This is a genomic window from Pseudomonas sp. SWRI77 (assembly GCF_014269105.1).
GTDB classification, from domain to species: domain Bacteria; phylum Pseudomonadota; class Gammaproteobacteria; order Pseudomonadales; family Pseudomonadaceae; genus Aquipseudomonas; species Aquipseudomonas capeferrum.
Window position 1 is genome coordinate 46,772 of the sequence record NZ_JABWRV010000019.1, and the last position, 23,393, is coordinate 70,164.

A 23,393-nucleotide genomic window follows, 5' to 3' on the forward strand; every position below is an offset into this window, starting at 1 on the left:
CTACAACCCTGCGCGTGCTTCATGTTGCCGCCGATAAGCCCCCGGCTGCACCCCCACCGCCTTGGCAAACGCCCGGGTAAACGCCGCCACAGACTGATACCCCACCTGCGCACCTACCTGCTCAACGGTGTTCCCTGCCTGCAGCAGCTGGCACGCATGGCGCATGCGCAAGGCCAGCAGCACCTGCCCCGGTGACTGCCCGGCCAGTTCGTTGAAACGCTTGAAAAACGCCGAGCGCGACAACCCCGTGCAAGCCGCCATGCTCTCCAGCGTCCACGCCTGCCCAGGCTGTTCGATCAGTTGCGCCAGCAACGCGGCAAACGCGGGCTGCCGGGCCAGGGCCACAAGCCCGCCAAGGGGCTGTCCGGCATGCACTTGCTGGCGTAAAACGTACAGGAACAACAAGTGCGTCAGCCGCTCCAGCAAGGTCTGCGATGGGGCTGGCGGGCGCTCGCATTCTTCCAGGATCAGCCCGAACAGCGCTCGCGCCGCATGCCCGGCAGGCTCGTCGGCGCGCAACAGAATCCAGTCGGCCAAGCCCTCGACGATCAGTGACGACAGCCCCGGGCGGAAGTGAAAGAACCCGCACACCAAGCCCACGCCATCGCCGGCATGGGCATCCAGGGCCTGCATGGCCTGGCGCGGCTGGTTGCAGGCGCTTGCCGGGTCGTGGTCGCTGGACAACCGATAAGCCAGGTCGCGCAGCAAAAACACCGCATCGCCGGCCTCCAGCCGCAGCGCCTCGGCCTCGCCATCAATGTGCAGCCAGCAATGGCCCTGCACCACCAGGTGGAAGCTGGCCCGCCCCATGCCCTGGGTGCTGGCGTGCCAGCCACCGCAATAGCGGCCGACATGAAACAGGCTGGCATCGAGCTCCAGGCCTTCTAATAACCAATCGACAAGGTGGCTGGACGAAATCATCTAATGCAAAGACTCAGGAGCAAGGAAAGGCGACTGATGAATATGGAGGCGAATTCTTATAACCAACAGACTGTAAGGACACCCACCACAGGAGACCACTCCATGTCCTCGCGCATTACTTTACACACTCTGCAGAGCGCCCCGGAAGCGGCCCGTCCATTCCTCGAAAACGCCCAGAAGAATTCCGGCTTCATCCCCAACCTGCTGGGCGTGCTGGCCAACGCCCCGGCCGCCCTGGAAACGTACGTGACCGTGTCGGCGCTCAATGGCAAGTCCGAGCTGACCCTGGCCGAGCGAGAGGTGGTGCAGCTGATTGCCGCTACCCAGCATGGCTGTGATTTCTGCGTCGCCGGCCACACTGCGGTGGCCTTGAACAAGGCCAAGCTGCCCCAGGCCGTGGTCGACGCGCTGCGCGCCCGTGGCGAACTGCCCGATGCCCGCTACGAAACCCTGGCCGCATTTGCCCGTGAAGTGATCGCCACCCGTGGCAACGTCAGCGAGCCCACCTTCCAGGCATTTCGCGATGCCGGCTTCAGCGAAGGCAACGCCCTGGAGGTGATTCTTGGCGTGAGCCTCGCAACCTTGTGCAACTTTGCTAATGTCTTCGCCCAGACACCGCTCAACGACGAACTCAGCAAGTACCGCTGGCAGCCGTCTGCGTAAGCCAAGTGTGGTGCCGGCCACGCCGGCGTTTTCAAAGGAGTAGAGACATGCTTGATCCCGCATTTCGGCAATGGCTGGATGCCAACGCCGAGGCAATCGACCAGGGCGTGTGCGACCCGCACCTGGTCCTGGCGCACATCGCCGAAGCGCAAGTGCTGCGCATCGGCGTCGATGCGGCGCTGGGTGGCACGGGCGGGCAGGTGACCGACGCGGTCGAAGCGATCGCGGCCATTGCCAGCCGTTCATTGGCGGCGGCGTTCGTCTGCTGGGGCCAGCGCGCCTTCATCGAATACCTGCTGCAAAGCCCCAACCAGCCGCTGCGCGAGCGCCTGTTGCCACGCCTGTTGACGGGTGAGCTGGCCGGTGCAACCGGGCTGTCCAATGCCATGAAGTTTCTCTCCGGCATCGAGAGCCTGCAGGTGCGAGGCCGCCAGAGCCGCGACGGGTGGCAGCTTGAAGGCCGGCTGCATTGGGTGACCAACCTGCGCAAGAGTGGTTTTGTGGTGGCGGCAGCCATCGAAGGTGAGGCCGAAGGGGCACCGTTCGTGGTGGCCATTCCGTCCGAGGCGCAAGGGTTGGAGCGCTCGGACGACCTGCAACTGATGGGGCTGCAATCGAGCAATACTGCCGCGCTGGCGTTCCACCAGGTTGAGCTGGGCCGCGAGTGGCTGCTGCACGAGAATGCCCGCGCGTTCCTGCCCAAGGTGCGCCCGGCCTTCCTGGCACTGCAATGCGGCATGGCCATCGGCTTGGCCCGGCGGGCACTGGATGAGGTGGCGGAACACCTGCAAGGCCGTGGCTCGTTCCTCGACGAGGCCGGCCAGGTGCTGAAGACGCGCCTGGAAAACACCGTGAGCGAACTCAAGCAGGGCCTGCTCGACGAGCGCTTCCTGCAGCAGCCGGGGGCGCTGTTCAAACTGCGCATCACCCTCGCCGAATGCGCTGCCGACGCGGTGCAGCTGGAGCTGCAGGCCAGTGGTGGCAAGGCCTACCTGAGCGAGTATGGCGAAGGCTTCGCCCGCCGTTGGCGCGAGTCGGCGTTCGTGCCGATCGTGACGCCGAGCCTGGTGCAACTGCGCGCCGAACTGCAACGCCAGGCGGGCGCCGCATGAGCGAGGTACTGCTCGACGCCCGCGCCATCAGCCTGGGCTACCCCCGCGAAGGGGGCTGGCAAGAGGTGCTGGCACAGTTCGACCTGCAGCTGGCGCCGGGCGAGGTGGTGACCATCCTGGGCCCCAGTGGTGTCGGCAAGTCCAGCCTGTTGCGGGTGCTGGCGGGCTTGCAGGCGCCGCGTGGCGGTAGCGTGACGCTGCGCGGCGAGCCGCTGCAAGGGCCGCATCCGCGCCTGGCGGTGGCCTTCCAGGACCCCAGCCTGCTGCCCTGGTTGAGCCTTGAGAAGAACGTCGCCTTCGGCCTGGACTTCGCCCGCCAGCCCAAATTGGCGGCCAGCGAGCGGCGTGCGCGCATCGACCATGCGATTGCCGCCGTGGGCCTGGCCCATGCGCGCAACCAGTACCCGGCGCAGTTGTCCGGTGGCATGGCCCAACGCACCGCGCTGGCCCGCTGCCTGGCACGCCAACCTGAAGTGCTGTTGCTTGACGAGCCGTTTGGCGCCCTCGACGAGGTGACCCGGGCCGACATGCAGCAACTGCTGCTGCAACTGATCGCCACCCACAATACTGCGGCGGTGCTGATCACCCACGATATCGACGAAGCCCTGCTGCTGTCCGACCGGGTCCTGCTACTGGGCAACCACCCAGCGCATATCCTCGGCCAGTGGTGTATCGACCTGCCGCAGCCGCGCACGCACCGGGTCGATGAACTGGGCGCCCTGCGCATCGAGATCGTCAAAACCCTTCGGCGGGCAAGCCGCACAGTCGAACCTTCCCCCACCCCCTTGCCCTCGGAGGCTGTCCATGTGCATGGATGACTGCTGTTCTGCTTCGTCGCGTCGCGACTTTCTCAAGCTTGGCGCCATGCTCACTGCCGCCGGTGCCTTGCCGTTGCTGTCGAGCTTGCAAGCCCGCGCCGCCGCCGAACCGGACGCGCCGGTGCGCATCGGCTACTTGCCGATCACCGACGCCACGCCGTTGCTGGTGGCGCACAACAATGGCCTGTTCGAGGCCGAAGGCATCAAGGCCGAGCGCCCGGTGCTGCTGCGCAGTTGGGCGCAGGTGATCGAGGCGTTCATCTCCGGCCAGGTCAACGTGATCCACCTGTTGTCGCCAATGACCGTGTGGGCGCGCTACGCCAGCAAGGTGCCGGCCAAGGTCGTGGCCTGGAACCATGTCGGCGGTTCGGGCCTGACCGTGGCGCCCGACATCACCGACATGAAGCAACTGGGCGGCAAGACCGTCGCCATCCCGTTCTGGTACTCGATCCACAACGTCGTGCTGCAGCAGATGCTCAACGACAACGGCCTGACCCCGGTGTCCAAACCGGTCAATACGCAGCTTGCGGCCAACGAAGTCAACCTGCTGGTGCTGCCGCCGTCCGACATGCCACCGGCACTGGCCAGCAAGCGTATCGCTGGTTATATCGTCGCCGAACCGTTCAACGCCCTGGCCGAAAACCTCAAGGTTGGCCGTGTGCAGCGGTTTACCGGCGATGTCTGGCGCAACCACGCCTGCTGCGTGGTGTTCATGCACGAGCACGACCTCAACAACCGCCCGGAGTGGTCGCAGAAGGTGGTCAACGCCATCGTCAAGGCCCAGCAATGGACCCGCGAGCACCGCGCCGAAGCCGCCGCGTTGTTGTCCAAGGCCGGCCCCAACAAGTACACCCCGCACGAGCCTGCGGTGCTGAGCAAAGTCCTGGCCCCAGCCGCCGAGGACCGCGCAGCCTATATCGCCAGTGGTGCGATCCAGCACCAGCAATGGGACGAGCGGCGTATCGACTTCCAGCCTTACCCGTTCCCCAGCTACACCGAGGAGCTGGTCAAGCGCCTGCAGCGCACGTTGATCGAAGGCGACAGTGGTTTTCTCGCAGGCCTGGACCCGGCGCAAACCGCCCGCGACCTGGTCGACGACCGCTTCGTGCGCAACGCCATCGCGGCCGTTGGCGGGCCATCGGTGTTCGGTATTGCCGACAGTTTCGAGCGTAGCGAGGAGTTCGCGGTCTGATGGGCAAGCATGTGGTTCATACCGGCCTGGGCTTGGCCGGGCTGTTGCTGTTGCTGCTGGCGTGGTGGGCGGGTGTGGCGCTGTTTGGCGAGGCCGACGGCCTGTCGGCGCGCTTCTCGCCCGAGGCCACCCTGGCCAGCCTGGTCGAGCTGTTGGGGCAGGGCGAGGTCTACGGCCACGTGTGGGTCAGCCTCAAGCGTATTTTGATCGGGCTGCTGCTGGCGCTGTTGATCGGCGTACCCCTCGGTTTGCTGGTAGGCAGCTACCGGCACCTGGAGGCGGCGACCACGCCGGCCTTTCAGTTTCTGCGGATGATTTCGCCGCTGTCGTGGATGCCGGTGGTGGTGATGCTGATGGGGGTGGGCGACCAGCCGATCTATTTCCTGCTGGCTTTCGCCGCGCTGTGGCCGATTCTGCTCAACACCGTTGCGGGCGTGCGCCAGCTCGACCCGCGCTGGTTGCAACTGAGCCGCAGCTTGAGTGCCACGCGCTGGGAGACGTTGTGCAAGGTGATTGTGCCGGGGGTGATCGGCCATGTGCTGACCGGTGTGCGCCTGGCCATCGGCATCCTGTGGATCGTGCTAGTGCCGTGCGAGATGCTGGGGGTCAGTGCGGGGTTGGGGTATTTCATTCTCGACACCCGCGACCGGCTGGCGTATTCGGAGCTGATGGCGATGGTGCTGCTGATCGGCGTGCTGGGCTTCATGCTCGATGCCCTGGCGCGTGGCTTGCATCGGCGCTGGGTGCATGGCTGAAAACAGGAGGGGCCGCTGTGCGGCCCCCCCGTATCAATGCACGGTCTTGCGCTGCCTTACACAGGCCTGCGCCTGAACAGCCAGCTCGTCCAGCCGCTCGTCGCGCATCTGCTCGGCCTCGATCATCGCATCCTCGCCCTGCTGGTTGAGCAGGTAGGTATGGATCTGATGTACCTCGGTGGTCTGGTAGATCGGCCCGATATCCAGCCGGCCAATCAACGCCCCGCTGGCTTGCCCGGTGCTGCTCATCAGCACCTGCGGCCCGTTGGCCGCCACCACCTGCATGCCCATCGCTTCGAACCACGGTACCTGGCCGGCAAAGGTGTTCAATTCGACGCAGGCATGGCGGGCCTGCAAATCACCCAGCAGGGCGCGGGCGATACCTTGGCGGCGATGGCTGGCGCGCACGGCGAGAAATGCCAGCGCGCAGGTGTCCGGGTCGTCATCGGCCGGCAACGCCAGGGCAAAGCCGAGCAATTGGTCAGGGGCCTCGGCATCCAGCGCCAAGGTCAGCGTCACCGACAGGCCACCGGTACCGTCCATGGCCTGCAGGTACTGGTGCACCTCCATCCCGACACCGTACTGGTACAGCGGATACAGCGGGTTGTCGGCAAGAATGGCAACGCTGCTCAATTCGCCGACGTGGTTGATCACCAGCTCACGGATCTGGTTCTGGAAAGACTCGGGCGGCACGCTGTCGAGGCGGCTCAGGATGAACATCGGGGGGCAGGCTCCGGCGGGTAGGAATACAACCCGCGCCTGGCTGACGCGGGTACTACAGTCTAACCGGTTTTGCCGAATCAGCCTTGCGCGTGTAGCGCCGCGAGCATCAGCTCGAGGTTTTGTACCGCCGCACCAGAGGCGCCCTTGCCAAGGTTGTCGAACACCGCAGTCAGCAGTACCTGGCCATGCTCCGGGTTGGCGTACAGCGCCAGGCGCAGGTCATTGCTGTCGTTCAGTGCTTCGGGGTCGAGCGCCGCCGCCGGGCCTTGCTGATGCAGGGGCATCAGTTGCACGTGGCGAGCCCCTTCATAGTGCTGTTGCAGGCAGGCATGCAGCTGTTCGGCGCTGGCCTGGCCGGGCAGCAAGCGCAGTTGCAGCGGGATGCTGAGGACGATGCCCTGGCGATAGGCGCCGTAGCCGGGCATGAACACCGGCCGCGCCGACAGCCCGGCGTGCTGCTGGATCTCCGGCACATGCTTGTGCGCCAGCTCCAGGCCATACAGTTGCAAGGTCGGGGTTTTCTCGGTACCTGGCTGCTCATGGCGCTCGACCGCCGCGCGGCCGCCGCCGGAGTAACCCGAGATGGCATGAATGCTCAGTGGGTAATCGGTTGGCAGCAGCCCGGCGCTGACCAACGGGCGCAGCAAGGCGATTGCACCGGTGGGGTAGCAGCCAGGGTTGCTGACACGTTTGCTGTGGGCGATACGTTCGGCTTGCTGTTCATCCAGTTCTGGCAGGCCATAGACCCAACCTGGGCTGGTGCGGTGGGCGGAACTGGCGTCGATAACCCGTACCTGCGGGTTATGGATCGCCGCCACGGCTTCGCGCGCTGCGTCATCGGGCAGGCAGAGCACGGCGATGTCGGCGCTATTGATCGCTTCGGCGCGGCGTTGTGGGTGCTTGCGCTCGGCTTCGGGCAGGGTCAGCAGGCGCAAGTCGCTACGCCCGTGCAGGCGGGCGTGAATCTGCAGGCCAGTGGTGCCTTGGTCACCGTCGATGAAGACAACAGGGGTGTGCATGGTCGGGGTCCGGTCGGGGGAGAGATGGCCTATGCTCGCCTGCGGCTGGACTAAAGGAAATTTGAATATCATGATGCTGATGTTCATTTTTACTGAAGCTAGCCATGCGCGAAATCAGCCTTGACCGCCTCCGCACCCTGGTCGAAATCTCCGACCTGGGTTCTTTTGCCGAGGCCGCACGCCGGCTCAACCTGGCCCCGCCCACCATCAGCCTGCACGTGGCCGAGCTGGAGGCGCGGGTGGGTGCCCCCTTGCTCACCCGTAACCGTGGCCAGGTGCGCCCTACGGCCATTGGTGAGACGTTACTGGCCCGCGCCCGACGCCTACTGGCCGACGCCGACCTGGCCCTGGAAGAGGTTCGCCGTCAGGTCGAGGGCCTGACCGGCCGGGTACGCCTGGGCGCCTCGACCGGCGCCATCGCCCACCTGTTGCCCAAGGCGCTGGAACACTTGCGTGTGGCTCACCCGGGGATCGACGTGCAGGTCCAGGTGCTGACCTCCCAGGCGTCACTGGCGCGACTGCGCGAGGGGGCTCTGGACATTGGCCTGGTGGCCTTGCCGCAAGTTGCGGGCAAAGGGCTGAAGGTCACCCCTTGGCGGCGCGACCCGATCCTGGCCTACGTGCCGGCCGACTGGCAGCCACCGGCCAAGGTAACGCCGGCATGGTTGGCGCGGCGGGCGTTGATTCTGAATGACAGCAGCACGCAGTTGTCGCGGGTGACAGGGGAGTGGTTCGCGGCGGCGGGGTTGTTCCCCGCACCGCGCATCGAGCTGAACTACAACGATGCGATCAAGAGCCTGGTGGGGGCGGGGTACGGTGCGACGTTGCTGCCGCAGGAGGGCGACGCGGCGGAGCTGGACCGGCGTATTGCCCGCCGGCCGTTGCGCCCGGGGTTGTGGCGGCAGTTGGGGATTGCCTGCCGAGAGGGGCAGGTCGAGCGGGCCACGGGGTATGTGCTGGAGGCGCTGGAGCGGTTGTTGTAGGGCACCTGCTGTAACAAGGGCCCTGGCAGTCCCGTAGGTCTTGGGAAAGCATTAGGGCTGGCGGCGGGTGCATGCCTTGATGCTTTCAGCGCCTGTGAGATCGAGCGCCGCGCGGGCGGCGCTCGATCTCACCGGCGCTAAAACTCCCAAGGCATGCACCTTCCACCCCTAACGCCTAACCAACCTCAGAACCAGCGGTCGTTCTTCTTCCGCCCGCGGGTCAGCGCCGGCATGATCAACCCCACCAACAAACCCGCGCCCGCAATGCTGCCGCCATACACCATATAGCGCATCATCACCTGCTTGTTCTCGTCCCCCAGGCGCGCCTGGGTGTCGCGCAGGGTCGACTGGCTCTGGTCCAGCTGCTCATTCAGCGCCTGGTTGCGCGCCTCCAGCTCATCGATCAATTGCTTGCGTGAATCCAGCGTTTCCTGCATGCCCTGCACGCGGTTCTTCCAACTGTCATCGATGCTCTTGAGCTGCCCGGACAGGTCCGCCACTTGGGCATCGAGCTGCGGCAGCCGCTCGCCCTGGCCAGGCACGTCCTGCAGGTCGCTGCTGAGGATCCACACCAGGTCACCATTCTGCCCGCGTACCTGGCTGTAGCTGCCTTGGCTGCCGACCAGAGTCAGCTTTTGCCCAGACTTGAGCGTGCCGACAATGCGGTGGCCATCGGTCGGCCCGCTGCGCACATAGGTACTCAGGCTGTCACTGACCCAGCGCGCATCACTGGCAGGCGTTTCGGCATGCACCGGGGCGGCTAGAGCCACCAGGGCTGCGATCAAGCCGCCGCGCAGGGCTGGGAGGGCGGAAAATGTTGGACGGGAGTCGGGCATGTTGAGTCTTCGCTGAAACAGGACAAAAGTAGGCCCGATGACTGGGCCGATGAACCGGTCGGTGAGTTGACCGTCAGCGAAAGACCGTTTTTATGTAAGCAGGTTCACTACCTGACATCGGAAATGTCTGCAGAATGTTGCAAAAGCCGAGGTGCACGGCCTGTCGCGATGGTGGTTGAAACACCGCGACAGGCGCGTGGCGATCAGCTCTCTGGCTGCGGCACGATGGCCAGTGCATCAGGCTCCGGCCCGGTTTGCCAGCGTGCCTTCTCGCGCCAGTCAGCGGTATCGAGGACGGCTACCTGGTCACCGCCGCTGATGGCCACGTAGACCCGTTTGCCATCCGGCGAGACCACCGCGCCGATGGGCAGGGCTTCGGCACCCAACAGTGTCTTGCGGTACTCGGCGCCTTCCTGAGCCAGGCTGATGCGCTTGATCTCGCGCTTGGCCGCGACGTCGAACACGGCCAGCTCCGCCGACTTGGCGCAGGTGACCAGAGCATGCTTGCCGTCCGGGGTCATGACGACGCGTATCGGAAACAGGCCGGTACGGAGGCGGTCGGTGACCTCCAGGCGTTCGGCATCGACGATCACCACTTCATTGCCTTCGCGATTGCTGACCCACACCTGTGCGCCCGTCTGGGTCACCGCAACGCCCTCGCTGCCGTTGCCGGTGGGGATGTCGGCGATCTTCTTCTTGTGCAGCAAGTCGATGACCGACAACGTGCCGGAGTCTACATGGGTCACGTAGGCGCGGTCCGCACCGGGCGACAGGGCAACCATGTGCGGCTTGCCGCCGCCGACGTCGATGCGGTCGAGGACCTGGCCCTGGGCCAGGTCGACAATCAGCAAGCGCTCGCTGTCCTCGGTGGTAACCACCACCCGCTGGCTGTCTGGCAGGAAGCGGATGCCGTGGGGGCGCGAGTCCTTGCCCAGGTCGATAGTGCGCACCACGCTGCGTGACGGCCAGTCGATCACGCTCAGGCTGTTGTTGGCGGTGCCGTGGGCGCCATAGTTGCCCACCACGGCCAAGCGGCCATTGCTGGCAACTACCACCTCGTGCGGGCCGGTGCCCACGGGTAGGCGGACCAGTTCCTTGCCGTTGCTGATGTCCAGTGCCGAGACACTGGCATCGGCCTTGTTGCCCACCAGCAGCACATCCTGCGCCTGAACCAGCGACGCGCAGGCCAGTAGTGCGCCAGCCAAGGCCAGGTTACGGATGCGGAGGGCGATCGGGTTGTAAGGGTAGGGCATGTCCAGTCTCCTTTGGATTACAGTCCATGTTGCATGCTCATAGGGTGTGACCGGGGCAGGGTGGCAAGGGTTTCGTTTTTTTGCCGCGCCACGCTCACGATCTAGACTGAAGGGTTCACACCTGTTCATGGAGCTACACCATGACTGCCAAGAATACGGTTTGCCTCTGGTACAACAATGATGCCGAGGAGGCGGCGAACTTCTACGCCGCGACCTTCCCCGACAGCCGCGTGGTGGCGGTTCACCAAGCCCCCAGTGATTACCCGTCGGGCAAGGCGGGTGATGTGATCACCGTCGACTTCACCGTGATGGGCGTGCCCTGCGTAGGGCTTAACGGCGGCACGGCGTTCAAGCACAGCGAAGCGTTCTCGTTCCAGGTCAGCACCGAAGACCAGGCCGAGACTGACCGCCTGTGGAACGCCATCGTCAGCAATGGCGGCGAAGAGAGCGTCTGCGGCTGGTGCAAGGACCGATGGGGGGTATCGTGGCAGATCTGCCCGCGCATCCTGATCGAGGCCCTCGGCAACCCTGACCGGGCGGCGGCCAAGCGGGCCTTCGAGGCCATGATGGAAATGGGCAAGATCGATGTCGCCGGGATCGAGGCGGCCTTGAAGGGCTGACGGCGAGCAACCCAGGGGCCGACAGGCGGCCCCTGGGTTGCTGCTTAGTCGTTCAACTCCACGTCGGCCTGGGGTTGTGTCTGCTTGGTCGCAGACTTCTTCTCCTGCACCACGATGTAGAACTCCTCGCCATGTTTCACCGCGCCATACAGCACGGCCTTTTCGATCAGCTCGGTACCCCGCAGATGCCGCAGCATCATCGGGTCCTTGCGCAGGTCGCGGTACAGCGCCAGGCACAACAGCACCATCACTACGACAAACGGCAGCGCCACCACGATCGTCAGGTTCTGCAACCCCGTCAGTGCCTCGCCGGGGTTGCTGGGGTCGCCGATCGCCAACATGACCGCCGCCACCGTGCCGGTCAGCGCCCCCCAGAAGATCACGGTGCGCCGCGACGGCGCGGTGGTGCCGTGTTCCGACAGGGTGCCCATGACCAGTGAGGCGGCATCGGCGCCGGAGACGAAGAAGATGCCCACCAGGATCATCACCAGCACCGAGGTCAACGAGGCCAGCGGGTAGCTGTCCAGCAACTGATAGAGCGCGTGGTTGCTGTTGACGGCGCCATTGACCAGCGCGAAGCTGCCCTCGCGCAGGGCATCGATCGCCGCACCGCCGAAAATGGTGAACCACACCAGGCTGACCAGGCTCGGTACCAGCAGCACCCCGGTGACGAACTGGCGAATGGTGCGGCCGCGGCTGATGCGGGCAATGAACATGCCGACGAAAGGCGTCCAGGAAATCCACCAGGCCCAATAGAACACGGTCCAGCCGGCCAGCCAGCTGTCCATCTGCTCACCGCCGCTGGCGTTGGTGCGTGCCATCATTTCTGGCAGCAGCTTGATGTAGATGCCGATCGAGGTGGGCAGCAGGTTGAGCATCAACAGCGTCGGGCCGACCAGGAAGACGAAGGCCGCCAGCACCAGTGCCAGCACCATGTTGGTGTTGGACAACCACTGGATACCCTTGCCAATGCCGGACACTGCGGAGGTGACGAAGGCAATGGTCAGCAAGGTGATGATCGAGATGTAGAACAGCTTGCCGGGGCTCTCGATCCAGCCGTTGTATTCCAGGCCGCCGGCGATTTGCAGGGCGCCCAGGCCGAGCGAGGCGGCAGAGCCGAACAGCGTGGCGAAAATCGCCATCATGTCGATCACGCGGCCGACGGGGCCGTTGGCGTGCTTGCCGATCAGCGGCCGAAAGGCCGTGGAAATCAATTGCGAACGCCCGCGGCGGAACGTGCCGTAAGCAATCACCAGGCCGACGATGGCGTACATGGCCCAGGGGTGCAGGGTCCAGTGGAACAGCGTGGTGGCCATGGCCACCTGCATCGCCTCGCTCGATTGCCCGGTCGTCGTCCCGGGAGGTGGCGTCACATAGTGCGACAAGGGCTCGGCAACGCCGAAGAACATCAGGCCGATGCCCATGCCGGCGCTGAACATCATGGCCACCCAGGAGACGGTACGGAATTCTGGCGCTTCGCCATCACGCCCCAGCGGGATCCTGCCATAGCGGCTGGCGGCTAGCCACAGCACGAAGATGACGAACACGGTCGAGGTGAGTACGAAGAACCAGCCAAAGTTGAGAATGACCCAGGACTGTGCCGACGACGCGCTGGCGGCAAGGCTGGCCTGGCTGACGAAGCCCCAGATGACGAAGGCAATGGCCAGAATGCTGGTGATGCCGAAGACGATCCAGTCGATCTTGCCCTCCAAGTGCCTGTCCTGGCGTGCCTCGGCGGTTTTCGAGGGGTCCGTAACGCCAAGGTCGAGCGTTTCGGTGATGTGTTCCTTTGCCATGAATAGTGATGCCCCTTTGTGGCTTACCTGCGTATGCAGGCTTGTTGTTGTGGGCTGCCGGGGTCGGTGACGGTCTCGGCGGGAAGTGCAGCTGGCCGAATTATCCTGCTTGGCAAACAGCAGCTCCTGTCCCGATAGCGCCCTGGGGCGTCCACTGAACGACCTGTTTAATACTTTTAGTTCCGGGGGCGATGGCCCTTTCTGCGCCGCGTTCTGGTACCCTGATGGGCATTAACCTGGCCTGCATTCCCGAGCACCGTAGAAGCGGCGTTGCCTGCGGGCCTGGCCTTACCAGGAAACGGAGATTCGTCAATGGCCACTGACCGTGTGAGCCTGATTCATTTCGATAAATTGAGCATGAGCCCGGCTGCTGCCGATCGGTTCCAGACAGCCCTCGACGCGCTGGAAGCGCTCAAGCTGCAGGACCGTTACGTGTACCTCGTTGCTCCTTATCTGGGTGATATCGCCGACGCCTCCGACCGTGAGCAGCTGGCCACGGCCATGGAGCAGGGCATCCGCGTCGTGCATGACCTGTTGGCCGCCAAGTCGATCACCAAGGTGAAGTCCGAAGAGCTGTGCAACGTGTTTGAAAATGCCGCCGAGCGTGTGCGCGCTGAAATGCCGGCCTGAAGGGTGCAATGGCTAAGGACATAGACAACCCCTGCGTTTCGCTATGCCAGCTCAACAGCGAGCTGTGCGTCAGCTGTGGCCGCAGCCGTGAAGAAATCCGCAAGTGGCGTGGCATGAAGCGCCCGGAGAAGATGGCCACCGTGCAGCGGGCGGCCACGCGGATGAAAGCCATCGTCAAGAAGAGCGCGAAGCGGCAGAATGCCGACTGACCTTCGCATGCTGTTATAACCGCGTCCCCTGAACCTTTATCGAGCCTGGAAAATGGATTCTCACTCGCTTCTTGCCTTTACCCTGGTTGCCGCGATCGCCATCGCCAGCCCTGGCCCTGCGACCTTGATGGCGATCAACAACAGCCTGGCCCATGGGCAACGCAGCGCGGTCTGGTCTTCACTGGGCAATGGCTCGGGCCTGTTCTGCCTGTCGGCAGCGGCCATGCTCGGGTTGGGGGCGTTGCTGGCAAGCTCCGAAGTGCTGTTCAACGCCGTCAAGATCATCGGCGCGGGTTACCTGTTCTACCTCGGCGCACGGCAGTTGTTGAAGAAGAGCCCGATGCTGGAGGAGGGCGCCACCGCCGGGGTGGCCAAGGAGCGGCCGACACCGCTCAAGCTGTACAAGTCAGCATTCCTGACGGCGGTGACCAACCCCAAGGCGACCATGTTCTTCACCGCGTTGTTCCCGCAGTTCATCGACCAGGGCGCCGCGTTGCTGCCGCAGTTCCTGATCCTTACCGGGATCTTCGTCGCCTTGTCGCTCATTTCACTGACCCTGTACGCCGCGCTGGCCTCGCGAGCCAAGGGCGTGTTGACCCGGCCGGCGCTTTCGCGCTGGGTGAGCCGGGTCGTGGGCACGACCTTCATCGGCTTTGGTGCGGCGATTCTCACAATCCGTCGACAGTCGGCGTAGGTCTTCGGGCCGCCTGACGACGCGCAGCGGCCCTGGCAACGCCCCGGTCGATGAAAACCCTGGCGGCTGGCTACCGATGGGCCAGACTGTCTACACCACGCGAAGCCAGATGCCCCATGTGCCGAGGGTTGTAGATGATCGAGCGTTGCTTTCGCCACGCCTTGCTGTCGTTGCTGTGCGCGCTGCTGCCCGCGGTTACAGGCGCGCAGGAGGCCTGCCAGCGCCTGACGGCCACCGGTAACCCCGAATACCCCCCTTATTTGTGGCGCGACCCCCATGATCCTCACCAGTTGATCGGTGCCAATGCCGACCTGCTCAAATACTTGGGCAAGCAACTTGGGCTGGAGATCGAAGTGGTTTACGGGGGGCCGTGGTCTCGTGCCCAGGAGCAAGTGCGCACCGGCCGTATCGACCTGCTTGCCGGGTATTTTCTGACCCAGGCACGGCAGCAGCTGATGGACTTCATAAGCCCGGCCTTCCTGCACACGCCCAGCGTGGTCTGGGTACGCCAGCAAGGGGCCTTTGCCTACCATCAATGGGCTGACCTGCAAGGCCGCAAAGGCGGGACCCTGGTCAATAACAGCCACGGCCAGCAGTTCGATGACTATGCCACGGCCAACCTCACGCTCGAAGCGGTGCCCAGTGCCAAGCAGGCTTTCGAGAAGCTGCTGCTCAAGCGCAGTGACTACGTGGTGTTCGAGCACTATCCAGGCATGGCGTTGGCGCAGACGCTGGGCATGCAAGACAGCCTGCAGGTGCTGGACCCGCCGGTGTCCAGCGAAGGCTTGTACCTGGCGCTGTCGCATCAATCACCGTGCAACCAGCCGCAGTTGCGCGAAGACCTGGCACGGGAGATGAAAGCGATCGTTTCCGGCGCATTGCCAGAACAGTTGTTGCGCCAGAACCTGGAGCGCTGGCATCAACAGCACACAGCAGCCATTGTTCAATGACCCATCGGTAAACCGAGGGCCTGAGGGACATCCACGTCCAGTACCACCCCGGCATCGTCAACGGCAACCGTGATACAGGCGTGCGGGTTGTCCAGAATGACCTGCCGGCCGCCCTGGTCACCTTGCAGTTGCGCCAGCGCCGGCCAGAACGCACGGCCGAAAATCACCGGATGCCCGCGCTGACCCTGGTACTGCGGCAACACGATGTGTGCTGCGCTTGCTTGCCGCCAAAGTGTTTGCAAGCTGCCAGGTGCGATCCATGGCATATCCGCCAACAGCACCGCCACCGCCTGGGCCTGTGTCTGCAGCAGCGCCGTCACCCCGGCCGCGAGGCTGGCGCCCATGCCAAGCGCTGCCTGCTCGGCCCGCACGATATGGGCCCGCGGGTCGATACCCAGGTGCTGCGCATCGTCACCCGGCCGTAGCACGACGTGCACTTCTGCGAAATGATCGAATGCGCGCGCCAATGCCGTCGCCAGCAGGGTGTGCCCGGAGGGCAGGCGTGCCAGGCGTTTGTCGCTGCCAAAGCGCTGCGCACGCCCGGCCGCCAGCACCAGCGCGGTGCAGATCACAGGTTGTGCTGGCACGCCTCGGCCTCCCGGGCAAGCTTGGCCTTGGTCACGTTGACTGCCCCAGGCAGGCTCACGTCATTCTTGGCCGCGAGCATCTCGGCCATGACGCTGACGGCGATTTCGGCCGGGGTCTTGCTGCCGATGTAGATGCCGATAGGGCCGTGCAGGCGCTTGAGGGTGGCTTCGGTTTCGCCAAAGTGTTCGATCAGGCGCTCGCGTCGCAACTGGCTGTTGCGCCTGGACCCGATCGCGCCGATGTAGAACGCCGGGCTGTGCAGCGCCTCAAGCAAGGCCAGGTCGTCCAGTTTGGGGTCGTGGCTGACGGCAACGATGGCGCTACGCAGGTCGGGGGCGAAGGCACGCACCACATCGTCCGGCATGCCGGCCAGTTTCGAGACGCCCGCGACGCCCCAGCCGGCCATGTATTCAGGCCGGGGGTCGCACACCGAAACGTTGAAGCCATTGAACAGCGCCATGGTCGCCAGGTACTCGGCCAGCGCGCCGGCGCCGATCAGCAGCACGCGGTAGCCAGGGCCGAGGGTGCTGAGCATGCGCTGGCCATCGAAGCTGAACTGCTCGGGCGTGTTGCAGGCCATGAGCGCGGCTTCGCCGCTGTGCAAGTCCAGTTCACGGCGCACCAGGCTGCCGCTGTCGAGGCAGGCCAGCAGTTGTTCGAGGTGTTCTGCCGAAGGTTCGAACTCGAGGACCAGTTGCAGGGTGCCGCCACAGGGCAAGCCGAACCGGTGAGCGTCCTCGGCGCTGACACCGTAGCGCACCACCTCGGGCAGCCCGGTCTGCATACCTGGGCCACCGTAGGCAGTGGTGTAGCGGTGGATGAGGTCATCCTCGATGCAGCCACCGGACACGCTACCGACCACGCGACCGTCGCTGCGCAGCGCCATCATCGAACCGACCGGGCGAGGGGACGAGCCCCAGGTGCGGGCCACAGTGGCCAGCAAGACGCGCTCGCCGCTGGCAAGCCAGTCGCGGGCGGTGCGCAGGACCAGCAGGTCGATGCTTTCCATCATCTTTCTCCAAAGCGTAATGCTTGTGCCGGTTTCATCGCATGTGCAACACAATCGGGCTGCTGCTGGCCGGGTCTGTGTGCCCGCGCAACGTGCCCACGGCCTGCACACCCACTGCACCACCGTGGTTACCCCAGGCGCCGCGCACGAAACTCAATACTTCGGCAATTTCCCGGTCGCTCAGCTGTTCACGGAAGGCCGGCATGCGGTAGGCATCGGGCAGCCCGGCAGCGACGATGCGCTGCGAGCCATTGAGGGTGATGTTGATCGCCGACGCGCTTTCCTTGGCCAAGGCCGACGTGGCCCCAGCCAACGGCGGCATCCACTCGGCCTGGCCCTTGCCGTCCAGGCCGTGGCACGACGCGCAACGGGTCACGTAAGTATGCGCCCCAGGGTTATCGAGCTTCGCGGCTACCGATTCAGCCTGGTACTGCCACGGCGTGCCGTCACGCTGTGGATCGCCGGGCAGCGATTTCAGATAGCGGCCGATCGCCGCCAGGTCATCGTCACTCATGAATTGCGTGGAGTTGTTGAACGCCTCGGTCATCGAGCCATAGACCACGGCATGCCGGTTGCGCCCGGTCTTGAGGAACTGCACGATTTCCGCTTCGCTCCAGCGGCCAAGGCCGGTGTTGTGGTCGGCGCGCAGGCTTGGTGCGTACCAGCCATCGAGCAGCGCACCGGCCAGGAAGGGTTTGCCACTTTCATCCAGGGCTTTCTCGTTGAAGGCCAGGCCACGTGGGGTATGGCAGCTGCCACAGTGCCCTGGGCCTTGAACGATGTAGGCGCCGCGGTTCCACAGGGCGTCCTGATCAGGCTTGGCGGCATACGGTGTGTTGGCGGCGAACAGCCCATTCCACAGGGCGATGGGCCAGCGCATGTTCAGCGGCCAGGGAATGTCACTGGCGAGGTTCGCCTGCTGGGCAGGTTGCACGCCCTTCATGAAGAACGCGTACAGGGCCCGCACATCGTCATCGCTGAGCTTGGCGTAGGAAGGGTACGGCATCGCCGGGTACAGCCGCCGGCCACCGGGGGCCACGCCGTGGCGTACGGCGCGGTCGAAGTCGGCAAGGCTGTAGTGACCGATGCCGGTGTCGCGGTCGGGGGTGACGTTGGTGGCGTGTATCGCCCCCAGTGGCGTGGCCATCTCCAACCCGCCGGCGAACGGTTTGCCGCCGGGCAGGCTGTGGCAGGCCACGCAGTCACTCAGCCGGGCCACATACTCGCCGCGGCTGACCAGTGCAGGGTCGAAACGGGCAGCCTGCTCGGCCTCGAAAGGTGACGCGGGGTCACGGGTGACGTACCAGGCCAGCAGGCCTGCCGCGACCAGGCACGGCAGCGCCAGCCAGCCGGCGGTTCTTGCGAATCGGCTGTGGGTCATGGGCGTTCCTTGTGCTGTCAGGTGAAGGTGTAGCGGCTTAGCGGAATGCTGCGGATGCGCTGGCCGGTAAGCCGCGCCACCGCGTTGGCCACCGCTGGCGCAACGGCAGGTAGCGGCGGTTCGCCGATGCCGCCCATCTTCGCGCCGCTTTCGACGATGCGCACATGCACCCGTGCCATGCGCGAAGGCGGCAGGATGGGGTACAGGTCGTAGTTGCGCCCGCGGGGCTGGCCGTCGATGTACACCGCCTCTTCCAGCAGCGTCTGCGACAGGCCCAAGGCCACGGCGCCGTTGACCTGGGCCTCGATGATCGCCGGGTTGACGATGCTGCCCGGGTCGATCGCCTGCCAGATGTCGTGCACCTTGACCTGGCCATTTTCGATCGAGACTTCGGCGATCACCGCCGCTTCCGAGCCGAACGGCGAGGCCATCGCCACGCCGCGCGCCCGCTTGCTGCCGTCCTCGGCAGTGAACGGCCCGCGCTTCCAGCCGCCAGACAGTTCACCTACCGCGTGCAGCAGGTTGGTCAGGCGCTGATTGTCACGCAGCAGGTGCAGGCGCAGCTCATAGGGGTCCTTGCCACCCTTGTCGGCCAGCTCGTCGAGGAACGCTTCGTAGAAGAAGTCGTTCAGCGAATTGCCCACCGAGCGCCAGTAGCCGAGCATGACCGGGCCTTTGACGTAGATCTGGGCGATGCGTTTGTTGGCGATGGCGTACGCTTTACCCGACAGCCCTTCGAGGGCGGTGGGGTCTATCTTGTCCCCTTGCTTGCCGGCCAGTGCCTCGGTCGGGCCTTCGGTGGCGCTCACCGCTTCTATGGCCACGGGCAGCCCATCGGCGTCCAGCGCGGCGCGGAACTTGACCACCGCCAGTGGGCGCAACACGTCGCGCAGAAACTCTTCCTCACGGCTCCAGATCAGCTTGACCGGGCGGCCGACCGCTTTGGCCAGGGCGATGGCCTGAGGGTAAGGGTTTGCCGAGTCGTAGAGAAAGTGCCGGCCAAAAAAGCCGCCGAGCAAGGGCGAGTGCAGGGTGATGCGCGCAGCGTCCAGGCCGGTGCGCTTGGCGATGTCGTCGCGGAACATGTCCGGAGCCTGGTTGGGTAGCCAGACCTCCAGCGAGCCGTCGGGGTTGAAGCGGGCCAGGGCCGAAGGTGGTTCAAGCTGGGCGTGGTTGAGGTACTGGTTGTGGTAGGTGGCCTCGACCTTTGTTTTGGCGTTGGCCAGCACCCCAGCCACATCGCCTTCGTTCTCTTCGTCGCGGGCCGGGCCTTGCTCGCTGGCCAAGCGCTCCCGGTAGGCGTCGCTGGAAAAATCCGCCGGCATCGGCCGTAGCGGAGAATCACTGCCGGGTTCTTGCCAGTCCACCTGGATGGCCTCGACCGCGCGCTTGGCATGCCACCAGCGCTCGGCGACCACCGCCACCGCGCCCGGCAATTGATGCACCGAGTGTACGCCTTTCATGGCCTTTACCTGCGCTTCGTTGCGCAGGCTGCCCACCGTCATGCCCAGGCGGGGGGCATGCTGCACGGCGGCGTGCAGCATGCCGTCGAGCTTGATGTCGATGGTGTACAAGGCTTTGCCGGTGGATTTGTCATAGGCGTCGACCCGGCGTACCGGCTTGCCGATCCAGCGAAACTGGCTGGGGTCGCGCAGCTGTACGCTGGCCGGGTCTGGCACGGGCAGGTCGAGGGCGCGCTCGGCCAGTTCACCGTAGGGCAGTGAACGGCCAGATGCGGCGTGCACCACCTTGCCAGGCTCGGTGGACAGTTCGCCGAGCGGCACCCCCAGTTGTTCGGCAGCGGCCTGCAGCAACATGGCCCGGGCCAGCGCGCCGAGGCGGCGCATGGTCGGGTAGCTCATGCGCACCGACATGCTGCCGCCGGTGATGCGCATGCCGTTTTCCATCACCACATAGGCCTCGCCGGGCGGCGCGCTGTCGACCAGGAAGGTGGCAGGGTCGGCATCCAGCTCTTCGCCAACGATCTGCGCCATGGCGGTGTAGGTGCCCTGGCCGCCTTCCATGAACGGGCAGAGCAGGCGTACGGTGCTGTCCGGGCGGATTTCGAGGAAAGCCGGGACCTGGGTGCCGCGCTCCTGGGCAGCAGCGGTGGCGGCCTGGGCCCTGGCCGAACCCAGCGGCAGGCCAAAGCCGAGCACCAGGGCACCGGCGGCGGCACCGGCCGAAGCCAGCAGGAAGCGGCGGCGCGACAGGTTGACCGGCGCGCCCAAGGGCCCAAGCGGGCTATCGACAGGCGTGTTCATCAGGCACCCTCCTGCTGCGCGGCAAGGTCGTGCACGGCCGCATGGATGGCGTTGTAGGTGCCACAGCGGCACAGGTTGACCATGGCCGCATCGATCTGCGCGTCGCTGGGGTTGGGCGTGTGCTTGAGCAGCGCGGTGGCCGCCATCACCTGGCCCGACTGGCAGTAGCCGCACTGCGCCACCTGGTGTTCGACCCAGGCTGCGACCACGCGCTTGCCGACGCTGTCGGCCTCGATCGCCTCGATGGTGGTCACCTCACGCCCGACCACGCCTGCCACCGGGGTCACGCAGGCGCGCACCACGCTGCCGTCCACCAGCACCGAACAGGCGCCGCACTGGGCCAGGCCGCAGCCATACTTGGTGCCGGTCAGCCCGAGGTCGTCACGGATCACCCACAGCAGCGGCGTGTCAGCGTCGGCTTCGACCTCATAGGTCTTCTGGTTGATGCGTAGTTCCATGGTTCACCTGCCCGTCATCGGTTTGCTGTCGCGTCGTTGTCTTGAGCGGGGGGTACGTTGCCCCCAGTGCAGAAACGCTAGCACAGCGCGGCGGCCGGTGAGCCGGCGCTGCCGGGAGGTCAGGAGGATCAGGCAAGTAATCCGGCGAAATGCGCAAGGCCGGCGGTGCGCCAGGCAAACAGGACTTCCAGGCGAAAAACCCGGATAATGCCGGCCAATTTCGTTTTGCACGCTTAAATCACGGTAATCCCGCATGGAAATCAAGGTCAATTTTCTCGACAATCTCCGCCTCGAAGCCAAATTCGACGACTTCACGGTGATCGCCGACCAACCGATCCGTTACAAAGGCGACGGTTCGGCCCCAGGGCCGTTCGACTATTTCCTGGCGTCTTCGGCGTTGTGCGCGGCTTACTTCGTGAAGCTGTACTGCCAGACCCGCGATATCCCCACCGAAAACATTCGCCTGTCGCAGAACAACATCGTCGACCCGGAAAACCGCTACAACCAGATCTTCAAGATCCAGGTCGAGTTGCCCGAAGACATCTCCGAGAAGGACCGCCAGGGCATCCTGCGCTCCATCGACCGTTGCACGGTGAAGAAGGTGGTGCAGACCGGGCCTGAATTCGTCATCGAAGTGGTCGACAACCTGGATGCTGATGCCCAAGGGCTGTTGATGCCGGTGTCGGACACCACCACCTACATCCCGGGCAAGGACCTGCCGCTGGAGCAGACCATCGCCAACATGTCGGCGATCCTGGCCGGGTTGGGGATGAAGATCGAGATCGCTTCGTGGCGCAATATCGTGCCCAACGTATGGTCGCTGCATGTGCGCGATGCGCAGTCGCCGATGTGCTTCACCAATGGCAAGGGCTCGACCAAGGAGGCCGCGCTGGCCTCGGCGCTGGGTGAGTTCATCGAGCGTTTGAACTGCAACTTCTTCTACAATGACCAATTCTGGGGCGAAGAGATCGCCAACGCTGCGTTCGTGCACTACCCGAACGAGCAGTGGTTCAAGCCTGGGCCAAAGGATGCGCTGCCCAGCGAGATCCTCGACGCGAACTGCCTGGACATCTACAACCCCGACGGCGAACTGCGCGGCTCGCACCTGTACGACACCAACTCGGGCAATACCGCGCGGGGCATCTGCTCGTTGCCGTTCGTGCGCCAGTCGGACCAAGAGGTGGTGTATTTCCCGTCCAACCTGATCGAGAACCTGTTCCTCAGCAATGGCATGAGCGCTGGCAATACCCTGGCCGAAGCGCAAGTGCAGTGCCTGTCGGAAATCTTCGAGCGGGCAGTGAAGCGCGAAATCCTCGAAGGCGAGCTGTGCCTGCCGGATGTACCGCAGGAGGTGCTGGCCAAGTACCCGGGCATCGTTGCCGGCATCCAGGGGCTGGAAGAGCAAGGCTTCCCGGTGCTGGTCAAGGATGCGTCGCTGGGCGGTGAGTTCCCGGTGATGTGCGTGACCTTGATGAACCCGCGTACCGGTGGCGTGTTCGCCTCGTTCGGCGCGCACCCGAGCCTTGAAGTGGCGCTGGAACGCAGCCTCACCGAGTTGCTCCAGGGCCGCAGCTTCGAGGGCCTGAACGACCTGCCGCAGCCAACCTTCGAAAGCCACGCGCTGACCGAGCCGAACAACTTCGTCGAACACTTCATCGACTCAAGCGGCGTGGTGTCATGGCGTTTCTTCAGTGCCAAGGCCGATTTCGAGTTCGTCGAGTGGGACTTCTCCGGCCACGGCGAAGACTCCAACGTGCAGGAAGCCGCGACCCTGTTCGGCATTCTTGAAGACCTGGGCAAAGAGGCGTACATGGCGGTGTACGACAACCTGGGTGCCACTGCGTGCCGCATCCTGGTGCCGGGCTACTCGGAGATCTACCCGGTAGAGGACCTGATCTGGGACAACACCAACCGGGCTTTGTCGTTCCGCGCCGACATCCTCAACCTGCACAGCCTGGACAACCGCTCGCTCAAATTGCTGCTCAAGCGCCTGGACAACTGCGATGTGGATGACTACACGACCATCACCACGCTGATCGGTGTCGAGTTCGACGACAACACGGTGTGGGGCCAGTTGACCATTCTTGAGCTGAAGCTGCTGATCTGCCTGGCTGTGCAGCGCTTTGAAGAGGCCAAGGAGCTGGTCGAGGCGTTCCTGCAGTTCAACGACAACACCGTCGAGCGCGGCCTGTTCTACCAGGCCTTGAATGTGGTGCTGGAAGTGGTGCTGGACGATGAACTGGAGATGGAAGACTACGAAACCAACTTCCGCCGCATGTTCGGCAACCCGCGAATGGACGCGGTGCTGGGCTCGGTAGACGGTAGCGTGCGGTTCCATGGCCTGACGCCGACCAGCATGAAGCTGGAAGGCCTGGATCGGCATTTGCGTTTGATCGAGAGCTACAAGAAGCTGCATGCCGCTCGGGCGAAGTTTGCCTGAGGCGGTTTAGCTCTTGAGTGTTTCAGCGCCTGGTAGATCGAGCGCCGCGCGGGCGGCGCTCGATCTACCAGGCGCCGCA

General features: G+C 64.7%; 23 protein-coding genes. 12 read left to right on the forward strand and 11 right to left on the reverse strand.

What is annotated here, in order from left to right:
- The gene (locus HU766_RS18110) at positions 1 to 921 is read right to left on the reverse strand and encodes an AraC family transcriptional regulator (RefSeq protein ID WP_186659475.1); all 921 of its coding nucleotides are present in this window, start codon (positions 919 to 921) and stop codon (positions 1 to 3) included.
- 102 nt (positions 922 to 1,023) lie between these two features.
- Here HU766_RS18110 and HU766_RS18115 point away from each other — a divergent pair, with 102 nt between their 5' ends.
- The 5 genes from HU766_RS18115 to HU766_RS18135 are packed head-to-tail and all read left to right on the forward strand — an operon-like array spanning position 1,024 to position 5,461.
- Positions 1,024 to 1,584, forward strand: coding sequence for a carboxymuconolactone decarboxylase family protein (locus tag HU766_RS18115; protein ID WP_186659477.1), 561 nt, complete (start codon positions 1,024 to 1,026; stop codon positions 1,582 to 1,584).
- Between the two features lie 47 nt (positions 1,585 to 1,631).
- Positions 1,632 to 2,696 carry an acyl-CoA dehydrogenase family protein gene (locus HU766_RS18120; RefSeq protein WP_186659480.1) on the forward strand — a complete coding sequence of 355 codons (1,065 nt, stop codon included), beginning with the start codon at positions 1,632 to 1,634 and terminating at the stop codon, positions 2,694 to 2,696.
- Entirely contained in the window at positions 2,693 to 3,514 is an 822-nt protein-coding gene (locus tag HU766_RS18125; RefSeq protein WP_186659482.1) for an ABC transporter ATP-binding protein, read from the forward strand. The genes HU766_RS18120 and HU766_RS18125 overlap by 4 nt, the downstream gene beginning before the upstream one ends.
- Positions 3,501 to 4,706, forward strand: coding sequence for an ABC transporter substrate-binding protein (locus tag HU766_RS18130; protein WP_033697347.1), 1,206 nt, complete (start codon positions 3,501 to 3,503; stop codon positions 4,704 to 4,706). The genes HU766_RS18125 and HU766_RS18130 overlap by 14 nt, the downstream gene beginning before the upstream one ends.
- The gene (locus HU766_RS18135; protein WP_186659487.1) at positions 4,706 to 5,461 is read left to right on the forward strand and encodes an ABC transporter permease; all 756 of its coding nucleotides are present in this window, start codon (positions 4,706 to 4,708) and stop codon (positions 5,459 to 5,461) included. The genes HU766_RS18130 and HU766_RS18135 overlap by 1 nt, the downstream gene beginning before the upstream one ends.
- Positions 5,462 to 5,494: 33 nt before the next feature.
- On the opposite strand, the gene HU766_RS18140 is transcribed toward HU766_RS18135, so the two are convergent.
- The gene (locus tag HU766_RS18140) at positions 5,495 to 6,181 is read right to left on the reverse strand and encodes a GNAT family N-acetyltransferase (RefSeq protein WP_033697350.1); all 687 of its coding nucleotides are present in this window, start codon (positions 6,179 to 6,181) and stop codon (positions 5,495 to 5,497) included.
- A gap of 80 nt (positions 6,182 to 6,261) precedes the next feature.
- Positions 6,262 to 7,203, reverse strand: a complete 942-nt coding sequence (gene argC, locus HU766_RS18145) for an N-acetyl-gamma-glutamyl-phosphate reductase (protein WP_186659492.1) — start codon at positions 7,201 to 7,203, stop codon at positions 6,262 to 6,264.
- A gap of 104 nt (positions 7,204 to 7,307) precedes the next feature.
- Here argC and HU766_RS18150 point away from each other — a divergent pair, with 104 nt between their 5' ends.
- Positions 7,308 to 8,186, forward strand: a complete 879-nt coding sequence (locus HU766_RS18150) for a LysR family transcriptional regulator (RefSeq protein WP_186659495.1) — start codon at positions 7,308 to 7,310, stop codon at positions 8,184 to 8,186.
- Between the two features lie 185 nt (positions 8,187 to 8,371).
- Here the strand turns inward: HU766_RS18150 and HU766_RS18155 are convergent, their stop codons facing one another.
- The gene (locus HU766_RS18155; protein ID WP_186659498.1) at positions 8,372 to 9,022 is read right to left on the reverse strand and encodes a TIGR04211 family SH3 domain-containing protein; all 651 of its coding nucleotides are present in this window, start codon (positions 9,020 to 9,022) and stop codon (positions 8,372 to 8,374) included.
- A gap of 203 nt (positions 9,023 to 9,225) precedes the next feature.
- The gene (locus HU766_RS18160; protein WP_186659506.1) at positions 9,226 to 10,275 is read right to left on the reverse strand and encodes a cytochrome D1 domain-containing protein; all 1,050 of its coding nucleotides are present in this window, start codon (positions 10,273 to 10,275) and stop codon (positions 9,226 to 9,228) included.
- Positions 10,276 to 10,415: 140 nt separating this feature from the next.
- On the opposite strand from HU766_RS18160, the gene HU766_RS18165 reads away from it, so the two are divergent.
- On the forward strand, positions 10,416 to 10,895 hold the full coding sequence (locus tag HU766_RS18165; protein ID WP_156311067.1) for a VOC family protein: 480 nt from the start codon (positions 10,416 to 10,418) through the stop codon (positions 10,893 to 10,895).
- Positions 10,896 to 10,939: 44 nt separating this feature from the next.
- Here HU766_RS18165 and HU766_RS18170 read toward each other — a convergent pair whose 3' ends face one another.
- The gene (locus HU766_RS18170; protein WP_095065095.1) at positions 10,940 to 12,691 is read right to left on the reverse strand and encodes a BCCT family transporter; all 1,752 of its coding nucleotides are present in this window, start codon (positions 12,689 to 12,691) and stop codon (positions 10,940 to 10,942) included.
- A 312-nt stretch (positions 12,692 to 13,003) separates the two neighbouring features.
- Here HU766_RS18170 and HU766_RS18175 point away from each other — a divergent pair, with 312 nt between their 5' ends.
- The 4 genes from HU766_RS18175 (at position 13,004) to HU766_RS18190 (ending at position 15,174) form a co-directional block, all read left to right on the forward strand.
- On the forward strand, positions 13,004 to 13,321 hold the full coding sequence (locus HU766_RS18175) for a hypothetical protein (protein WP_033697356.1): 318 nt from the start codon (positions 13,004 to 13,006) through the stop codon (positions 13,319 to 13,321).
- Between the two features lie 8 nt (positions 13,322 to 13,329).
- On the forward strand, positions 13,330 to 13,530 hold the full coding sequence (locus HU766_RS18180; protein ID WP_186659508.1) for a DUF1289 domain-containing protein: 201 nt from the start codon (positions 13,330 to 13,332) through the stop codon (positions 13,528 to 13,530).
- A 52-nt stretch (positions 13,531 to 13,582) separates the two neighbouring features.
- Positions 13,583 to 14,224 carry a LysE family translocator gene (locus HU766_RS18185; protein WP_033697360.1) on the forward strand — a complete coding sequence of 214 codons (642 nt, stop codon included), beginning with the start codon at positions 13,583 to 13,585 and terminating at the stop codon, positions 14,222 to 14,224.
- A 134-nt stretch (positions 14,225 to 14,358) separates the two neighbouring features.
- Complete coding sequence (locus tag HU766_RS18190) at positions 14,359 to 15,174, forward strand: transporter substrate-binding domain-containing protein (protein WP_186659510.1); 816 nt, start codon at positions 14,359 to 14,361, stop codon at positions 15,172 to 15,174.
- Here HU766_RS18190 and HU766_RS18195 read toward each other — a convergent pair.
- Genes HU766_RS18195 through HU766_RS18215 form a run of 5 tightly spaced genes read right to left on the reverse strand, consistent with a single transcriptional unit; the run spans position 15,168 to position 20,874 of the window.
- Entirely contained in the window at positions 15,168 to 15,761 is a 594-nt protein-coding gene (locus tag HU766_RS18195; RefSeq protein WP_346656692.1) for a nucleotidyltransferase family protein, read from the reverse strand. The two genes, HU766_RS18190 and HU766_RS18195, sit on opposite strands and share 7 nt — an antisense overlap.
- Positions 15,743 to 16,771: an XdhC family protein gene (locus tag HU766_RS18200; protein WP_186659512.1), complete on the reverse strand. Its 1,029-nt coding sequence runs from the start codon at positions 16,769 to 16,771 to the stop codon at positions 15,743 to 15,745. Before HU766_RS18200 ends, HU766_RS18195 begins: the two co-directional genes overlap by 19 nt.
- Positions 16,772 to 16,805: 34 nt before the next feature.
- Positions 16,806 to 18,152 carry a cytochrome c gene (locus tag HU766_RS18205; RefSeq protein ID WP_186659513.1) on the reverse strand — a complete coding sequence of 449 codons (1,347 nt, stop codon included), beginning with the start codon at positions 18,150 to 18,152 and terminating at the stop codon, positions 16,806 to 16,808.
- Positions 18,153 to 18,169: 17 nt separating this feature from the next.
- The gene (locus HU766_RS18210; protein ID WP_186659516.1) at positions 18,170 to 20,416 is read right to left on the reverse strand and encodes a xanthine dehydrogenase family protein molybdopterin-binding subunit; all 2,247 of its coding nucleotides are present in this window, start codon (positions 20,414 to 20,416) and stop codon (positions 18,170 to 18,172) included.
- The gene (locus HU766_RS18215) at positions 20,416 to 20,874 is read right to left on the reverse strand and encodes a (2Fe-2S)-binding protein (protein ID WP_033697370.1); all 459 of its coding nucleotides are present in this window, start codon (positions 20,872 to 20,874) and stop codon (positions 20,416 to 20,418) included. Before HU766_RS18215 ends, HU766_RS18210 begins: the two co-directional genes overlap by 1 nt.
- 253 nt (positions 20,875 to 21,127) lie before the next feature.
- Here HU766_RS18215 and HU766_RS18220 point away from each other — a divergent pair, with 253 nt between their 5' ends.
- Positions 21,128 to 23,314, forward strand: coding sequence for an OsmC domain/YcaO domain-containing protein (locus tag HU766_RS18220; RefSeq protein WP_033697372.1), 2,187 nt, complete (start codon positions 21,128 to 21,130; stop codon positions 23,312 to 23,314).
- Positions 23,315 to 23,393 lie beyond the last annotated feature (79 nt).

Coding starts and splice junctions, on each gene's coding strand:
- HU766_RS18185 (WP_033697360.1), top strand. CDS start 13,583: ATGGATTCTCACTCGCTTCTTGCCTTTACCCTGGTTGCCGCGATCGCC.
- HU766_RS18215 (WP_033697370.1), bottom strand. CDS start 20,874: ATGGAACTACGCATCAACCAGAAGACCTATGAGGTCGAAGCCGACGCT.
- HU766_RS18175 (WP_033697356.1), top strand. CDS start 13,004: ATGGCCACTGACCGTGTGAGCCTGATTCATTTCGATAAATTGAGCATG.
- HU766_RS18150 (WP_186659495.1), top strand. CDS start 7,308: ATGCGCGAAATCAGCCTTGACCGCCTCCGCACCCTGGTCGAAATCTCC.
- HU766_RS18180 (WP_186659508.1), top strand. CDS start 13,330: ATGGCTAAGGACATAGACAACCCCTGCGTTTCGCTATGCCAGCTCAAC.
- HU766_RS18140 (WP_033697350.1), bottom strand. CDS start 6,181: ATGTTCATCCTGAGCCGCCTCGACAGCGTGCCGCCCGAGTCTTTCCAG.
- HU766_RS18210 (WP_186659516.1), bottom strand. CDS start 20,416: ATGAACACGCCTGTCGATAGCCCGCTTGGGCCCTTGGGCGCGCCGGTC.
- HU766_RS18170 (WP_095065095.1), bottom strand. CDS start 12,691: ATGGCAAAGGAACACATCACCGAAACGCTCGACCTTGGCGTTACGGAC.
- HU766_RS18160 (WP_186659506.1), bottom strand. CDS start 10,275: ATGCCCTACCCTTACAACCCGATCGCCCTCCGCATCCGTAACCTGGCC.
- HU766_RS18130 (WP_033697347.1), top strand. CDS start 3,501: ATGTGCATGGATGACTGCTGTTCTGCTTCGTCGCGTCGCGACTTTCTC.
- HU766_RS18220 (WP_033697372.1), top strand. CDS start 21,128: ATGGAAATCAAGGTCAATTTTCTCGACAATCTCCGCCTCGAAGCCAAA.
- argC (WP_186659492.1), bottom strand. CDS start 7,203: ATGCACACCCCTGTTGTCTTCATCGACGGTGACCAAGGCACCACTGGC.
- HU766_RS18110 (WP_186659475.1), bottom strand. CDS start 921: ATGATTTCGTCCAGCCACCTTGTCGATTGGTTATTAGAAGGCCTGGAG.
- HU766_RS18125 (WP_186659482.1), top strand. CDS start 2,693: ATGAGCGAGGTACTGCTCGACGCCCGCGCCATCAGCCTGGGCTACCCC.
- HU766_RS18115 (WP_186659477.1), top strand. CDS start 1,024: ATGTCCTCGCGCATTACTTTACACACTCTGCAGAGCGCCCCGGAAGCG.
- HU766_RS18155 (WP_186659498.1), bottom strand. CDS start 9,022: ATGCCCGACTCCCGTCCAACATTTTCCGCCCTCCCAGCCCTGCGCGGC.
- HU766_RS18165 (WP_156311067.1), top strand. CDS start 10,416: ATGACTGCCAAGAATACGGTTTGCCTCTGGTACAACAATGATGCCGAG.
- HU766_RS18120 (WP_186659480.1), top strand. CDS start 1,632: ATGCTTGATCCCGCATTTCGGCAATGGCTGGATGCCAACGCCGAGGCA.
- HU766_RS18190 (WP_186659510.1), top strand. CDS start 14,359: ATGATCGAGCGTTGCTTTCGCCACGCCTTGCTGTCGTTGCTGTGCGCG.
- HU766_RS18200 (WP_186659512.1), bottom strand. CDS start 16,771: ATGGAAAGCATCGACCTGCTGGTCCTGCGCACCGCCCGCGACTGGCTT.
- HU766_RS18205 (WP_186659513.1), bottom strand. CDS start 18,152: ATGACCCACAGCCGATTCGCAAGAACCGCCGGCTGGCTGGCGCTGCCG.
- HU766_RS18135 (WP_186659487.1), top strand. CDS start 4,706: ATGGGCAAGCATGTGGTTCATACCGGCCTGGGCTTGGCCGGGCTGTTG.